Source organism: Pseudomonas sp. S11P7 (assembly GCF_023195435.1).
GTDB classification, from domain to species: Bacteria; Pseudomonadota; Gammaproteobacteria; order Pseudomonadales; family Pseudomonadaceae; genus Aquipseudomonas; species Aquipseudomonas fluorescens_G.
Genome location: NZ_JALPKS020000002.1, coordinates 6311085 through 6325034, shown reverse-complemented (window position 1 = coordinate 6325034; position 13950 = coordinate 6311085). Strand labels below are relative to the sequence as shown.

The following is a 13950-nucleotide window of genomic DNA, read 5'->3' as shown; positions in this document are numbered from 1 at the left end:
GGTGTCGCCGCCAACCAGCGCCACGCCGCAACTTGCGCCATGCGGTTCAAACTGCGGGTATAGGCTTGCAGCCAATCAGCGGTCACCGTCGGCACAGTCAGGGCAAGGGTAAAGGCACAGGCGTGGGTACCCATGGCGGCCAGGTCACTGATCGCAACGGCCAGCGAGCGCTGACCGAGCAGGAAACGGATCGCAGGTCGGCGAAAGTACACCGGCCACCAGGCGTATCGGTAGAAATGTCAACCGTTCCCCGGCGGAACTGTCAGCAAGGCGCAGTCACGCCAATCCCGAGAGCAACGCCTTCGCCGCCCTGCGCAATATAGCGCGGCGGCGAAGAAATTGCGGATCAGCCCAAACTCGCCCATGGCTGAGACAGCGCTCAAGCGCCGATCAGCGCTTGAACGCCTTCACTTCAGCTTCACGCAGGCAAGCGGGGCCATTTGTCGAGCACGCTGCTGACGAACTTGTGGCTGTCGGTCGAACCGGAAGACTTTCGCCAGTTCGATACCTCTGCTGATCACCACGCGGTACGGCACGCCGACGCGCTTGAGCAGTTCCCAGGTGGACAGGCGCAGAACCGCCAGTCTGTCCGGGTCCAGCCTTCGATCGCCAGATCCAGGCAAGGCGTCAGGGCGGTGCCGATTTCGCCTCTGAACTGCGGAACTCGTGCAGGATCTCGCGGAAATAGGCGCCATCGACATCGGCGAAACGTTATCAACGCGAAACCGCGCTTCGATCCGTCAGCGATCTCCATGTGCCACTGGTACAACGCCTGAGTCGCGAGCTGACGGGCTTCGCGACGCTTGACTAGGGAGGGCTTGCCGGCCTCCCGCAGGTTTCAGATCGCGCGGGTTGAAACGATCGCTTTCGTCCCTCATCACTTGGCCTAAACTGCGCCAGCAGGCTGACCATTTCCAGAGCGGACAGGGCAGGCAGCTTCGGCCCTGTTACCGGCCTTGGTGCCGGAACGTTCGAGGAGGTGAGGAATAGGTCGCACCCGGCGCGACCGGCACGCACTCGCACACCGAAAGCGACACGCGAACCTCGTGGACACCTGGAGGCCAGACCGGGTCTTATCTGCATTCGCCCGCCACGTATTCGAAGTGTGGTCGGGGTGCCACCACGAATGACCGCGCCGAGGGCGATGATTGCGGCGAACTCGCCTGCTGCGCGACTTTCTGCGCAACCAGCGGGATTTCGAAGGCGCCCGGTGCGCGGATGATGGTGATGTCGTTTTCCCTCACGCCGTGGCGAACCAGGGCATCAACGGCACCGCTGACCGGGCTTTCAACCACGAAGCTGTTGAAGCGGCCCACTACAGAAAGCGTAGCGGCCTTTGGGGGCGATGAAGGTACCTTCGATGGTCTTCAGGGTCATTCGTCAGTTCTCTTCAAGAGCCGGGACGCGTCTGTTACGCGCCCCTCAGTGATTATTTGCCGCGAATGGAATCGGAAACAGCCGGTCATTATTCGGAGGCAATGCATTCACCACAACTTCAGATCGAAACAGTTTTTTCGGCTTTTTTTTTTTTCGCCGGCTTTCTGATCGCCGGTTTCGCGAATGTGCGCCAGCAGCCCACGTCACCGTCGAGCGGGTGGCCGAGCAACAGCACCACACCGCTGCCCGCCTCGGCGACCGCAGCCATGGCGGCGCGCAGGCTCCAGCGGCCCGGTTGCTTGACCATCAACAGGTCGCGCAGCGGGTCCATGTTGTGCACGCGCACCAGCGTCGGTTCTTCGGCGCAAACGGTGCCCAGGGTCAGCGCCATGTGCACGTCGCCTTCCACCGAATCACGATAGGTCACCAGGTTGAATTGGCCCAGTTCGCTGTCCAGCGGCTGCTCGGCAATCCGCTGAACGGTACGTTCGTGGATCATCCGATAGTGAATCAGGTCGGCAATGGTGCCGATCTTGATGTTGTGCTCAGCGGCGAAGGCTTCGAGTTCGGCGCGACGGGACATGGTGCCGTCGTCGTTCATCACTTCGCAGATCACCCCGCTTGGCTCGTAACCGGCCATGCGCGCCAGATCGCATGCGGCTTCGGTGTGGCCGGCGCGTGCGAGGGTGCCGCCGGCCTGGGCCATCAGCGGAAAGATGTGGCCGGGGCTGACGATGTCTTCAGCCTTGGCGTCCTTGGCAGCAGCGGCCTGCACGGTGCGCGCGCGGTCAGCGGCGGAGATGCCGGTGGTCACGCCTTCGGCGGCTTCGATCGAGACGGTGAACTTGGTGCCGAAGCCGGAACCGTTGCGCGGCGCCATCAGCGGCAGCTTCAACAGCTCGCAGCGCTCGCGGCTCATCGGCATGCAGATCAGGCCACGGGCGTGCTTGGCCATGAAGTTGATGTGTTCAGCCTGGCAGCACTCGGCGGCCATGATCAGGTCGCCTTCGTTCTCGCGGTCTTCGTCATCCATGAGGATGACCATCTTGCCTTGGCGGATGTCTTCAACCAGTTCTTCGATGCTATTGAGCGCCACAAGGCACCCCCTTCTTTTGAATTATTTGAGGTAGCCGTTTTGGGCCAGAAAGCTTTCGGTGATCGTGCTGCCGGCGGTCTTCTCGGCGGCCTTGTCACCCAGCAGCAGACGCTCCAGATAACGCGCCAGCAGGTCGACCTCAAGATTCACCCGGCGACCTGGCTTATACGACGCCATGATGGTTTCGCTCAGGGTGTGCGGGATGATCGTCAACATGAATTCGGCGCCATCGACCGCGTTCACGGTCAGGCTGGTGCCGTCGACAGTGATCGAGCCTTTATGGGCAATGTACTTGGCCAGCTCCTTCGGCGCGCGAATGCAGAATTCCACGGCGCGGGCGTTGTCGCTGCGCGATACCACTTCGCCGACACCGTCGACGTGGCCGCTGACCAGATGCCCGCCGAGACGGGTGGTCGGGGTCAGGGCTTTTTCCAGATTGACCGGGCTGCCGCTTTTCAGGTCGTTCATGGCAGTGCAGTCGAGGGTTTCGCGGCTGACGTCGGCGGCAAAACCATTGCCCGGCAGCTCAACTGCGGTCAGGCAGACGCCGTTGACGGCGATGCTGTCGCCGAGCTTGACGTCGCTCAGGTCGAGCTTGCCGGTGTCGACATGCACACGCACATCACCGCCCTTGGGGGTCAGTGCACGGATGCTGCCGATGGATTCGATGATGCCGGTGAACATGGGGTTCTCCTTGAGAACGGGGCCAGCGCTAAGGCGATGGCCGGGAATTATACGCGCGCCGCAGGGACAGGGCGGGCAGTGACTCGCCAGTCATCGCCGACCGCGCGGATTTCAGTGATTTTCAGCTGCGGCGCATCCTTCATAGAGGCCAGCGGCCAGTCGAGCAGCGGACGCGCCGTGGAGCCGAGAAACTTGCCAGCGATGAAAATCACGAACTCGTCCACCAGACCAAGCTGCGCGAAAGCCCCGGCCAGACGCGGGCCAGCCTCGACCAGCACCTCGTTGACGCCGCGATGGGCCAGCTCCAGCAAGAGTTGGTGCAGATCGACCTGACCGTCGTCACCCGGCACGATCAAGCATTCCGGGCCGTTGGCGTACTGTTCCTCGACGGCCACGCAGGTGGCGACCAGCGCCGGGCCGGCCTTGAAGAACGGCGCATCCAGCGGCACCCGCAGGCGGCCGTCGATCAGCACGCGCAACGGCGGCCGGCTCATGGCTAGCGCGGTTTGCTCGGCATCCAGCCCCAACTCGTCAGCGCGCACGGTCAAGCGCGCACCGTCGGCCAGCACGGTATCGGCGCCGGTCAACACCACAGCCGCCTCAGCGCGCAAACGCTGTACCGCTGAACGCGCCGCCGGGCCGGTGATCCATTGGCTCTCGCCGCTTTCCATCGCTGTGCGACCGTCGAGGCTCATGGCCAGCTTGACCCGCACGAATGGCAAGCCATGCTCCATGCGTTTCAGAAAACCTTGATTGAGCTTGCGTGCTTCTGCTTCCAGCACCCCGCTTTCAGTGGCGATACCGGCATCAGCCAAGCGCTGCAAACCGCGTCCGGCGACTTGCGGATTGGGGTCACGCATCGCTGCCACCACCCGCGCCACGCCGGCATTCACCAGCGCATCGGCGCACGGCGGCGTGCGGCCGTGGTGGCTGCACGGTTCGAGGGTGACATATGCCGTGGCGCCGCGGGCCTGCTCACCAGCAGCGCGCAACGCGTGAACTTCTGCGTGCGGTTCGCCGGCGCGTTCATGCCAGCCTTCGCCGACAATCTGCCCGTCGCGCACCACCACACAGCCGACCCGCGGATTGGGATGGGTGGTGTAGTGACCTTTGCGCGCCAGTTCCAGCGCGCGCGCCATGAAATGCGCGTCGAGGATGGCCTGCTCGGCGGCGGTCATTCTTGCACCGGTTCGCGGGCGAGGCGGTCGATCTCTTCGCGGAATTCGTTGAGGTCCTGGAAGCGCTTGTACACGGAGGCGAACCGGATGTAGGCGACCTCATCGAGCTTTTGCAGTTCGGCCATGACCAGTTCGCCGACCACAAGGGATTTGACCTCGCGCTCGCCGGTGGCGCGCAACTTGTGCTTGATGTGAACCAGAGAGGATTCGAGGCGCTCGACGCTCACCGGACGTTTCTCCAGCGCGCGCTGCATGCCGGCACGGAGTTTTTCTTCGTCGAACGGTTGGCGGCTGCCGTCGGTTTTGATCAGGCGCGGCAACACCAGTTCGGCCGTCTCGAACGTCGTGAAACGTTCGCCGCAGGCCAGGCATTCACGCCGGCGGCGCACCTGTTCGCCCTCGGCGACCAGACGCGAGTCGATGACCTTGGTGTCGTTGGCACCGCAGAAGGGACAGTGCATGGTGGCTGGCAACAAAAAAAGGGAGGGCCATGGTAGCGCATCCCGGTGGCAAGACAAGCCATAGCCTTTGCGGTATACAGAACGGCATGATCGTTTGATCCATGGAATTCATTCTGCCGGAGCCTCCAATGCCGTTACGTCCGCTCGTATTGCTCAGTCTTTTCAGCCTGCTGGTGGCCTGTGGCAGCGACGCACCCAAGCCCCAGCCGCCAACGCCGGGCCCTGCGCCACAGCAGGCACAGAAAAAAGCCAAGGAGGCCGCCGAACTCGGCCCGCTGCCGGCCTATCAGCGGGAACTGAGCGGCACCCTGCAAGGCGTACCCGCCGGGGCCGAAGTCGAGCTGGCGTTGCTGGTGATCGATGAAAAGGATCGCCCGCAACAACTGCTCGCCAGCTCGAGCCTGATCGGCACCAATCAGCTGCTGCCGTTTCGCCTGCGCTTCAATCCCGAAGCGTTTCCGGCCGGTGCGCGGGTTGAGCTGCGTGGTCGCGCCAGCCAGTCCGGCCAGTTGATTCTGCACCTGCCGTCGCAGACCATTTCTCAGCCGACCACCCAGGCACTGGGCCAACTGCAATTCGTCAAAGCCCCATGACGGCACCGCTCGACCTGCAACAGGCCTTGGGCGAATTGCTCGGCGACGCCCGCCTGAAAGCCTGCGCGTTGCCGGACACCGATTTGCAGTTATGGCTGATCGACGGCGACAACATGGCCCGCGAATTCAGCCAGGAAGAAACCCAGCGCATCCTGCACGAGCCGCCCTACTGGAGTTTCTGCTGGGCCAGCGGCCTGGCGGTGGCGCGCTATCTGGCGGCGTTTCCCGAGTGGGTGCGCGGCAAGCGCGTGCTGGATTTCGGTGCCGGTTCCGGAATTGCCGGGATCGCGGCGGTGAAAGCCGGCGCGCTGGAAGTGGTGGCCTGCGATCTCGATCCGCTGGCGATTGCGGCGTGTCGGGCGAATGCTGTGTTGAATGATGTCGAGATGAATTATTCGACCGACTTCTTCGCCGAGGCCGATCGCTTCGATCTGATTCTGGTCGCGGATGTGCTGTATGACCGGGCGAATCTGCCGCTGCTCGATGCCTTTCTCAGTCGTGGCCGCGAGGCCACGGTGGCGGATTCGCGGGTTCGGGATTTCCGCCATCCCTTGTATGAGCGGATCGAAATGCTCGAGGCGATGACCCTCCCCGATCTGGCCGAGCCTGAAGAATTTCGGCATGTCAGCCTTTACCATGCGCGGCGCTAGCTAAAGCATCGCGGGCAAGCCCGCTCCCACACGGGACTTGTGTCGTTCATAAATCACTGTGGGAGCGAGCCTGCTCGCGAAGGCGCCCTCCCCAGGCAACACATATCCAAAACCCGCCCCGCTTCCGGCCACCCCCACCAAGCCTTATAGTTGCCCCATCCACGCTTTGACGAGATCCCCCATGAGTGAGCAAACGCCGTACATCTTCGACGCCACGACGGCCGATTTCGACCAGTCGGTGATCGAGGCTTCCTTCACCAAACCGGTGCTGGTGGATTTCTGGGCCGAATGGTGCGCCCCGTGCAAGGCGCTGATGCCGATGTTGCAAGGTATCGCCGAGAGCTATCAGGGCGAGTTGCTGCTGGCCAAGGTCAATTGCGACGTCGAGCAGGACATCGTTGCCCGCTTCGGCATTCGCAGCCTGCCGACCGTGGGTTGTTTTTAAGGACGGCCCCCCGGTCCGGGCCTTCGCGGGGGCACCCCGGAATCCCCGGGGCGCGCGCTGCTCGAACCGCATGTGCAAATGCCGCCACCGGCCGCTGCCGATCCGTTCGAACAGGCTCAGGCGCTGTTCGATGACGGGCGTTACGCCGATGCCGAAGCGGCGTTGGTAGCCATGCTCCAGCAAGACAACAGCAATGCCAAGGCGCTGATTCTGTATGCACGCTGCCTGACCGAACGCGGTGAGCTGAGCGAAGCGCAGACCGTGCTCGACGCGGTCAAGAGCGACGAGCACAAAGCCGCACTGGCCGGCGCCAAGGCGCAGATCCAGTTCCTCGGGCTGGCCCGTGACCTGCCGGACGCCGCCGAGCTGAAAAGCCGTCTGGCGCAAAACCCGCAGGACGATGAAGCGGCCTATCAACTGGCGATCCAGCAGCTCGCCCGTCAGCAATACGAAGCGGCGCTGGAAGCCCTGCTCAAATTGTTCATTCGCAATCGCAGCTACGGCGAAGGCTTGCCGCACAAGACCCTGCTGCAAGTGTTCGAGCTGCTCGGTAACGATCACCCGTTGGTGACCGCTTACCGCCGCAAGGTCTTCGCTGCGCTGTACTAAGGGTTCACTCGATCCAGCTATAGAGCGGCGTGTCGGCGCCGCTCTGCACTTTCACCTGCGAACTGTGGCGCAGCCGCACCAGCAAACGCTTGCCCGCCGCTGCACTGCCGGTCAGCCCTTCCAGCTGATCAAGCAAGTCCGGCCCGCTGAGCTGCCCGGCCTGACGCAACAGATCCTTCGCCACCTGCCACAACGCATCGTCCTGGCCCTGTGGTTTGGCCGCCGGCACCGATGCCGCCACTTCAGACTGAGCCAGCGGCGCCGGAGCACTGAGCGCCGAACCAAGCCTGGCCCAGTCACTGTCATCCAGCTCCACCGTCAAATCCACCGGCACCGCGCCGACGGTTCCGCGTATCCGCAACATTGAATTCGCTCCTGCCTTTTTCCGACCTGCATGCTCCCACGGGACTTGTGTAACGCCAAGCACACGGGCAAACTCTGCGCACTTTCGTTATAAGATTACATAACAAACTTTTCATTTCACGTCCCGGAGTTCGCCATGCGTCGTTTGTTGCTCGCTTTGCCGTTTGCCCTGTTGCCGCTGGCCGTTGCCTACGCCGCTGACGAGCATGACCACGATCACGACCATGAGCACGGCAGCCTCGGCGCCCATGAACACGGCGTGGGTCGACTGAATGCCGCGCTCGATGGCCAGACTCTGGAGCTTGAGCTGGAAAGCCCGGCGATGAATCTGGTGGGTTTCGAGCATGCGGCCACTTCGGACGCTGACAAGGCCAAGATCGCTGCCGCTCGTGCGCAGCTGGAAAAACCGTTGGCGCTGTTCAGTCTGCCGGCGGCGGCCGGTTGCAAAGTGGCCAGTCAGGAACTGAAAAGTCCGCTGTTCGGCGACAAGCCGGATGCCGACGATCATGACGAAGATGAAGCGGACAAGGACGGCCACGAGCATCACCACGAGCACAGCGAAATCCATGCGCACTATCAGTTCACTTGCACTGCGCCAGGTGCGTTGAAGACGCTGGATCTGACGAACCTGTTCAAGACCTTCCCGGCCACGCAGAAGGTTCAGGTACAACTGATCAGCGCCAGCGGCCAGCAAGGTACGGAAGTGACGGCCAAAGCCGCGTCGCTGAAGTTCTAAGACTCACCGAATATCCACTGTGGGAGCGAGCCTGCTCGCGAAAGCGGTACTTCAGTCACACTTATATCGACTGATCCGGCGCCTTCGCGAGCAGGCTCGCTCCCACAGGGGTTCAGTCTCAACCATGAAATTGGTGCCATGACCCAAGCACTCATCGAACTGTCCGACCTGGGCTTCAACTGGCCCGGTCACCCGCCGTTGCTGGACATTCCGGCGTTTCGCCTGGAAGCCGGCGAGACTCTGTTCCTCAAAGGCCCGAGCGGCAGCGGCAAGACCACGCTGCTCGGTTTGCTCGGCGGTGTGCAGAAGCCCGGCCGTGGCAGTATTCGCCTGCTCGGCCAGGAGCTGACCGAGCTCTCCGCCGGTGCCCGCGACACCTTTCGTGTCGATCACACCGGCTACATTTTCCAGCAATTCAACCTGCTGCCATTTCTCTCGGTGCGCGAAAACGTCGAATTGCCCTGCCACTTTTCGAAACTGCGCGCCCAGCGAGCGAAACAGCGCCACGGCAGCGTCGATCAGGCCGCCGCGACCCTGCTCGCTCACTTGGGGTTAAAGGACGAAAGCATCCTCAGCCGCCGCGCCGATTCGTTGTCGATCGGCCAGCAACAACGGGTCGCGGCTGCGCGCGCCCTGATCGGCCAGCCGGAACTGGTGATCGCTGACGAGCCGACTTCAGCACTGGATTACGACGCCCGCGAGAATTTCATTCGCCTGTTGTTCGCCGAGTGCCGCGAGGCCGGTTCCAGCTTGCTGTTTGTCAGCCATGACCAGAGCCTGGCGCCGCTGTTCGATCGTCACCTGTCCCTGGCCGAGCTCAATCGCGCCGCCACGTCTGCCGAGGTCTGAGATGTATCTGTTTCGTCTGGCCATGGCCAGCCTGGCCAACCGCCGTTTCACCGCTTTGCTCACCGCGTTCGCCATCGCTTTATCAGTGTGCTTGCTGCTGGCGGTCGAGCGCGTGCGCACCGAAGCCAAAGCCAGTTTCGCCAGCACCATCAGCGGCACCGACCTGATCGTCGGCGCCCGCTCAGGCTCGGTGAACCTGCTGCTGTACTCGGTGTTTCGCATCGGCAATGCCACCAACAATATTCGCTGGGACAGTTTCGAGCACTTCGCCAACAACCCGAAAGTGAAGTGGGCGATCCCGATGTCCCTCGGCGATTCCCATCGCGGCTACCGGGTGATGGGCACCACCGAAGCCTATTTCGAGCATTACCAGTACGGCCGTCAGCAGCACTTGGCGCTGGCCGACGGACGTGCGTTTGCGACAGATCCGTTTGAAGTAGTGCTCGGTGCCGAAGTCGCCGAAGCGTTGCACTACAAGCTCGGCGACAAACTGGTGCTGGCCCACGGCGTGGCGGCGATCAGTCTGGTCAAGCACGACGACAAACCGTTCACCGTGGTTGGTATTCTGCAGCGCACCGGGACCCCGGTCGATCGCACGTTGCACATCAGCCTCGGCGGCATGGAAGCGATCCACATCGACTGGCACAACGGTGTGCCGGCGCGCGGTAATGGGCGGATCACGGCGGATCAGGCGCGCAACATGGACCTGACGCCACAAGCGATCACCGCGTTCATGCTCGGCCTCAACAGCAAGATTTCCACCTTCGCCCTGCAACGCGAGATCAACGAATTCCGCGGTGAGCCGATGCTGGCGATCCTCCCGGGTGTGGCACTCCAGGAATTGTGGAGCCTGATGAGCACCGCCGAAAAAGCGTTGTTCGTGGTCTCGCTGTTTGTGGTGTTGACCGGGTTGATCGGCATGCTCACGGCGATTCTCACCAGCCTCAACGAGCGGCGACGCGAGATGGCGATTCTGCGTTCGGTGGGCGCGCGGCCCTGGCACATCGCGAGCCTGCTGGTGCTGGAGGCATTCGCCCTGGCGCTGACCGGGGTGATCGCCGGACTGGCGCTGTTGTACATCGGCATCGCCGCCGCGCAGGGTTACGTGCAAGCCAACTACGGGTTGTATCTGCCGCTGGCGTGGCCGAGCGAGTATGAATGGACGCTGCTCGGTGGCATTCTGGCGGCCGCGCTGCTGATGGGCAGCGTGCCGGCCTGGCGCGCTTATCGCCAATCTTTGGCCGATGGCCTGTCGATCCGTTTATGAGGAAGTTCACCATGCCCCGCGCCGTGCTCGCGCTGCTGTTGCTGATCGCCCTGCCCGTTTGGGCGGCAGCGCCGAAGGACCTGACGTGGTCGGAAATGATTCCGCCGGACGCCGCTCCGGAAGTGCCGAACATGACCCCGCTGCATGACCTGTCGAAGATGGGCGATGCACTGTCGGCCGAGTCCGCGCCGGCGGCCAAGCAGGACCTGCCGAATGCGCCGGTGGTGCAGAGCCTCGACGGGCAGAACATTCGTTTGCCGGGCTACATTGTGCCGCTGGAAGTCAGCGAAGAGGGGCGCACCACGGATTTCCTGCTGGTGCCGTATTTCGGCGCCTGCATCCACGTGCCGCCACCGCCGTCGAACCAGATCGTGCATGTGAAAAGCGAACTCGGCGTGAAGCTCGACGAGTTGTATCAGCCGTACTGGGTCGAGGGGCCACTGCAGGTCAAGGCATCGAGCAGCGAACTGGCGGATGCCGGGTATCAGATGGAGGCGCAGAAGATTTATGCGTATGAGCTGCCGGAGTAAATACCGGTGGTTTTGTGCTGTTTGTTAGGGCCCCATCGCTGGCAAGCCAGCTCCCACAGATTTCGTTGGTGATCACAAAATTGGTGAACGACTCGATCATTGTGGGAGCTGGCTTGCCAGCGATGGGGCCATCAAAGCCCCCACTAAACCTCGCCCCATCACTGTTTCATTGAGCTGAGTCAAAAGACCGGATCAGCTGGCTTCGTACCATAGGGCATCAGATTTTTCTTATGTCCTTTCGGAGCCCCCATGAACAAGTCCTTGCTCAGCGCCTCGCTGTTGGCCCTCGCGCTCGCAGCCCCGCTCGCCCACGCCCACGAGGCCGGCGACATTCTGATCCGCGCCGGTGCGATCACCGTCAACCCGAAGGCCGACAGCTCCAGCGTCAAGGTCGATCAGGGGCCGTTGAGCGGCGCTAATCTGGGCGGCAAGGCGACCATGAGCAGCGACACCCAATTGGGCCTGAACTTCGCATACATGCTCACCGACCACGTCGGCCTCGAACTGCTCGCAGCCACGCCGTTCGAGCATGACGTCAAACTCAAGGGCACCGCTCTGCCCGCCGCTAACGGCAAGCTCGGCACCCTCAAACACCTGCCACCGACCCTCAGCGTCGTGTACTACCCGCTGGATTCGAAATCGGCGTTCCAGCCCTACGTTGGCGGCGGCATCAACTACACCTGGATCTATGACGAGCACGTCGGCAGCGAAGCCAGCGCCAACGGGTTCAGCAACTTCAAGGCGAAAAACTCCTGGGGCCTGGCCTGGCAGGTCGGTGCCGACTACATGCTGACCGACAACATCATGCTCAACGCCCAGGTGCGCTACATCGACATCGATACCCGCGCTACCGTCGAAAACAACGCCGTCGCGCCGGGCACTCGCGCTCGGGTCAACGTCGATGTCGATCCGTTCATCTACATGGTCGGTTTGGGCTATAAGTTCTAAGTCGATTGACCGAACGTTCACGTGGTGGTGAATGAGGCTTCGTGGCAGGCAGGCGTAGAACTGACGACGACGGTACGCCATTGATCGGGGGGACAATGTTCCCTTGCCACTGGGATGGATTGCTTGTTCCGGCCGTGAAAAAGGCGCCTGTTGAAGGGCGCCTTTTTCATGGGTGGGGATTGGTGGTGCGTTCCGATGAGGGCTCTATCAGCCACGCCCAAGCAACCGCGCCAACCCCACACTCATCGGCGTCTGCCGCGGCATTTCAAACCGCTCCAGCAAGCGCCGGTTATCCGCCCGCGAATGGCGAATGTCACCCGCCCGCGCCGGGCCATAACTTATTGGCGGCAGTTCACCGACCACCACTTTCAATGCTTCGAGCATCTGCTTGAGGCTCATCGACTGATTCCAGCCAACGTTCACCGCGCCCACCTGCACATCAGACTTTTCAATCCCCTGCACCAGCAGACTGACCAGATCCTCGACATAGAGAAAATCGCGCGTCTGCTCGCCATCGCCAAACACGGTGATGGGCAAACCTTGCTGCGCGCGTTCGCTGAAAATGCTGATCACCCCGGAGTACGGCGAGGATGGATCCTGGCGCGGGCCGAAGATGTTGAAGAAGCGAAAGATCACCGGTTCCAGGCCATGCTGGCGGCGATAGAAATCGAAATACTGCTCACCGGCCAGTTTGTCCGAGGCGTACGGCGTCAGCGGGGCTTTCGGCGTGTCTTCGCTGATCGACTCGCCCTCGCCGTTGTTGCCGTAGACTGCTGCACTGGAGGCGTATAAAACCCGTTTGACGCCGGCCAGACGCATCGCTTCGCAGACATTCAGCGTGCCGATGAAATTGCTCTGGTGAGTCTTCACTGGATCGTCCACTGACGCCTGCACCGACGCCACCGCCGCCAGATGGGCGACTGCGCTGCAGCCGTGCATGGCGTGCGCCACCAGCGCCGCATCGGCGACATCGCCGACGATCAGTTCAACCTTGGGATTATCCAGCGGCAGGTTGCTGCGTTTGCCGGTCGACAAGTCGTCGAGCACCCGCACCGAGTGGCCCTTGGCGAGCAACGCGTCGGTCAAGTGCGAGCCGATGAAACCGGCTCCGCCGGTGATGAGAACGATACCTTCAGCCATGACGGTAGAACCTGTCCAGTAAGCCCGGGAGTGCAGCACGCCAGGCGCGCGGCTTGATCCCGAAAGTGTGCAGAATTTTCTTGCAGGCCAGCACCGCGTGTTGCGGCTCTTCGGCAGCGTCGGGCCGTGCGGCGTGTGCCTGGGCGGTCGGCGCTTCGATGGCCAGCGCGTGCAGGCTGCGTGCTTCGGTGAGAATCGCCTGGCCCAGCGCCAGCGGCGTGGTCGCTTCATGGCCGGCGTAGTGATACGTGCCCCACAGCGGCGCCGCGCAGTCGAGTTGCTTGAGTACCGAAATGATCACCCGTGCGGCGTCGTCGACCGGCGTCGGGTTGCCGCGGCGGTCATCGGCCAGCAGCAATTCTTCCGGTTGCTCGGCGCGGGCGAGAAAACGCCCGAGCGTGCCGTCCGGGCTGTCATCGAGCAGCCAGCCGAAACGCAGCAGCACATGCTGCGGGCAGGTGGCGCGTACGCTCTGTTCGATACGCCACAAGGCTTGCCCGCGCAGGCCCAGCGGCACTGGCTCGTCTTTTTCGCTGTAGGCGGTGGCGCGCGAACCGTCGAACACCCGATAACTGGACGGCTGCACGAGGACGATGTTGTGATGCTGGCACAGTTCGGCCAGACGCTCGATCGCACGTTCCTGCCCGGCCATGCGGGTTTCGCTGACGGTCTCGGCCTGGAACCAGTCGAAATAGTAGGCGAGGTTGATCAACGCATCGGGACGGGTGTCGTCCAGCAGTTGCGTCAGGCTCGCGGCATCCCAGCCGTTTTCGGGCGGGCGGGGGGCGAGGAAACCGATGTCTTCCTCCGCACCGAGGCGAATCAGCGCCTGCCCAAGGGCATTTCCGCCGCCCAGTAACATAAGGCGCATTCGCATAGAGTCAGCAGGCCCAGTCTGATTGGAACGATGGCTTTAGCGACGGTTCTCGTGGAACCGTCGTCGATAATTGCCGGAATCGTTGCATTTTGCGGGTTTAGTGCGCAACCGTCATCCGTAATGTGCAGATCCCGCAATTTGTATTGA

General features: G+C 62.5%; 14 protein-coding genes and 4 pseudogenes. 8 read left to right on the top strand and 10 right to left on the bottom strand.

Going from position 1 to position 13950, the window contains the following annotated elements:
- From M0746_RS28990 to nrdR, 7 genes and pseudogenes are all read right to left on the bottom strand, one after another.
- A pseudogene (locus M0746_RS28990) lies at positions 1-365 on the bottom strand (AIR synthase related protein); the annotation flags it as partial.
- Between the two features lie 25 nt (positions 366-390).
- Positions 391-881: pseudogene (gene nusB, locus M0746_RS28985) on the bottom strand (transcription antitermination factor NusB).
- 192 nt (positions 882-1073) lie between these two features.
- Positions 1074-1316 (bottom strand): 6,7-dimethyl-8-ribityllumazine synthase, encoded by a 243-nt coding sequence (locus tag M0746_RS28980; protein ID WP_258451412.1) that lies wholly within the window; start codon positions 1314-1316, stop codon positions 1074-1076.
- A 207-nt stretch (positions 1317-1523) separates the two neighbouring features.
- Positions 1524-2473 (bottom strand): annotated as a pseudogene (gene ribBA / locus M0746_RS28975) (bifunctional 3,4-dihydroxy-2-butanone-4-phosphate synthase/GTP cyclohydrolase II); the annotation flags it as partial.
- Positions 2474-2494: 21 nt separating this feature from the next.
- Positions 2495-3157 carry a riboflavin synthase gene (locus M0746_RS28970; RefSeq protein WP_090286709.1) on the bottom strand — a complete coding sequence of 221 codons (663 nt, stop codon included), beginning with the start codon at positions 3155-3157 and terminating at the stop codon, positions 2495-2497.
- Positions 3158-3204: 47 nt separating this feature from the next.
- Positions 3205-4335 (bottom strand): bifunctional diaminohydroxyphosphoribosylaminopyrimidine deaminase/5-amino-6-(5-phosphoribosylamino)uracil reductase RibD, encoded by a 1131-nt coding sequence (gene ribD / locus M0746_RS28965; RefSeq protein WP_258451411.1) that lies wholly within the window; start codon positions 4333-4335, stop codon positions 3205-3207.
- Positions 4332-4796 (bottom strand): transcriptional regulator NrdR, encoded by a 465-nt coding sequence (nrdR, locus tag M0746_RS28960; RefSeq protein WP_172833237.1) that lies wholly within the window; start codon positions 4794-4796, stop codon positions 4332-4334. Before nrdR ends, ribD begins: the two co-directional genes overlap by 4 nt.
- 128 nt (positions 4797-4924) lie before the next feature.
- Between nrdR and M0746_RS28955 the strand changes: the two genes are divergently transcribed.
- From M0746_RS28955 to M0746_RS28945, 3 genes and pseudogenes are all read left to right on the top strand, one after another.
- The gene (locus tag M0746_RS28955; protein WP_093097910.1) at positions 4925-5389 is read left to right on the top strand and encodes a YbaY family lipoprotein; all 465 of its coding nucleotides are present in this window, start codon (positions 4925-4927) and stop codon (positions 5387-5389) included.
- Entirely contained in the window at positions 5386-6039 is a 654-nt protein-coding gene (locus tag M0746_RS28950; protein WP_258451410.1) for a class I SAM-dependent methyltransferase, read from the top strand. The genes M0746_RS28955 and M0746_RS28950 overlap by 4 nt, the downstream gene beginning before the upstream one ends.
- Positions 6040-6220: 181 nt before the next feature.
- Positions 6221-7093, top strand: a pseudogene (locus tag M0746_RS28945) (tetratricopeptide repeat protein).
- Positions 7094-7097: 4 nt separating this feature from the next.
- Here M0746_RS28945 and M0746_RS28940 read toward each other — a convergent pair.
- Positions 7098-7457 (bottom strand): hypothetical protein, encoded by a 360-nt coding sequence (locus tag M0746_RS28940; RefSeq protein WP_258451409.1) that lies wholly within the window; start codon positions 7455-7457, stop codon positions 7098-7100.
- A gap of 135 nt (positions 7458-7592) precedes the next feature.
- On the opposite strand from M0746_RS28940, the gene M0746_RS28935 reads away from it, so the two are divergent.
- From M0746_RS28935 to M0746_RS28915, 5 genes are all read left to right on the top strand, one after another.
- Positions 7593-8192: a DUF2796 domain-containing protein gene (locus M0746_RS28935; protein WP_258447867.1), complete on the top strand. Its 600-nt coding sequence runs from the start codon at positions 7593-7595 to the stop codon at positions 8190-8192.
- A gap of 138 nt (positions 8193-8330) precedes the next feature.
- Positions 8331-9041, top strand: a complete 711-nt coding sequence (locus M0746_RS28930; protein WP_016984101.1) for an ABC transporter ATP-binding protein — start codon at positions 8331-8333, stop codon at positions 9039-9041.
- Position 9042: 1 nt separating this feature from the next.
- Positions 9043-10308: an ABC transporter permease gene (locus M0746_RS28925; RefSeq protein ID WP_258447866.1), complete on the top strand. Its 1266-nt coding sequence runs from the start codon at positions 9043-9045 to the stop codon at positions 10306-10308.
- Between the two features lie 11 nt (positions 10309-10319).
- Positions 10320-10838 carry a DUF3299 domain-containing protein gene (locus tag M0746_RS28920; RefSeq protein ID WP_203419672.1) on the top strand — a complete coding sequence of 173 codons (519 nt, stop codon included), beginning with the start codon at positions 10320-10322 and terminating at the stop codon, positions 10836-10838.
- 249 nt (positions 10839-11087) lie between these two features.
- A complete protein-coding gene (locus tag M0746_RS28915; protein ID WP_258447865.1) occupies positions 11088-11786 on the top strand; it encodes an OmpW/AlkL family protein in 699 nt (232 codons plus the stop codon).
- 207 nt (positions 11787-11993) lie between these two features.
- On the opposite strand, the gene M0746_RS28910 is transcribed toward M0746_RS28915, so the two are convergent.
- On the bottom strand, positions 11994-12926 hold the full coding sequence (locus M0746_RS28910; RefSeq protein ID WP_258447864.1) for an NAD-dependent epimerase/dehydratase family protein: 933 nt from the start codon (positions 12924-12926) through the stop codon (positions 11994-11996).
- Positions 12919-13803 carry a sugar nucleotide-binding protein gene (locus tag M0746_RS28905; RefSeq protein ID WP_093097887.1) on the bottom strand — a complete coding sequence of 295 codons (885 nt, stop codon included), beginning with the start codon at positions 13801-13803 and terminating at the stop codon, positions 12919-12921. The genes M0746_RS28910 and M0746_RS28905 overlap by 8 nt, the downstream gene beginning before the upstream one ends.
- Positions 13804-13950: the final 147 nt, after the last annotated feature.

Excerpts from the sequence above, each read along its gene's own strand:
- M0746_RS28970 (WP_090286709.1), bottom strand. The coding sequence starts at position 3,157 with ATGTTCACCGGCATCATCGAATCCATCGGCAGCATCCGTGCACTGACC.
- M0746_RS28920 (WP_203419672.1), top strand. The coding sequence starts at position 10,320 with ATGCCCCGCGCCGTGCTCGCGCTGCTGTTGCTGATCGCCCTGCCCGTT.
- M0746_RS28940 (WP_258451409.1), bottom strand. The coding sequence starts at position 7,457 with ATGTTGCGGATACGCGGAACCGTCGGCGCGGTGCCGGTGGATTTGACG.
- M0746_RS28925 (WP_258447866.1), top strand. The coding sequence starts at position 9,043 with ATGTATCTGTTTCGTCTGGCCATGGCCAGCCTGGCCAACCGCCGTTTC.
- M0746_RS28950 (WP_258451410.1), top strand. The coding sequence starts at position 5,386 with ATGACGGCACCGCTCGACCTGCAACAGGCCTTGGGCGAATTGCTCGGC.
- nrdR (WP_172833237.1), bottom strand. The coding sequence starts at position 4,796 with ATGCACTGTCCCTTCTGCGGTGCCAACGACACCAAGGTCATCGACTCG.
- M0746_RS28905 (WP_093097887.1), bottom strand. The coding sequence starts at position 13,803 with ATGCGAATGCGCCTTATGTTACTGGGCGGCGGAAATGCCCTTGGGCAG.
- ribD (WP_258451411.1), bottom strand. The coding sequence starts at position 4,335 with ATGACCGCCGCCGAGCAGGCCATCCTCGACGCGCATTTCATGGCGCGC.
- M0746_RS28935 (WP_258447867.1), top strand. The coding sequence starts at position 7,593 with ATGCGTCGTTTGTTGCTCGCTTTGCCGTTTGCCCTGTTGCCGCTGGCC.
- M0746_RS28910 (WP_258447864.1), bottom strand. The coding sequence starts at position 12,926 with ATGGCTGAAGGTATCGTTCTCATCACCGGCGGAGCCGGTTTCATCGGC.
- M0746_RS28930 (WP_016984101.1), top strand. The coding sequence starts at position 8,331 with ATGACCCAAGCACTCATCGAACTGTCCGACCTGGGCTTCAACTGGCCC.
- M0746_RS28915 (WP_258447865.1), top strand. The coding sequence starts at position 11,088 with ATGAACAAGTCCTTGCTCAGCGCCTCGCTGTTGGCCCTCGCGCTCGCA.
- M0746_RS28955 (WP_093097910.1), top strand. The coding sequence starts at position 4,925 with ATGCCGTTACGTCCGCTCGTATTGCTCAGTCTTTTCAGCCTGCTGGTG.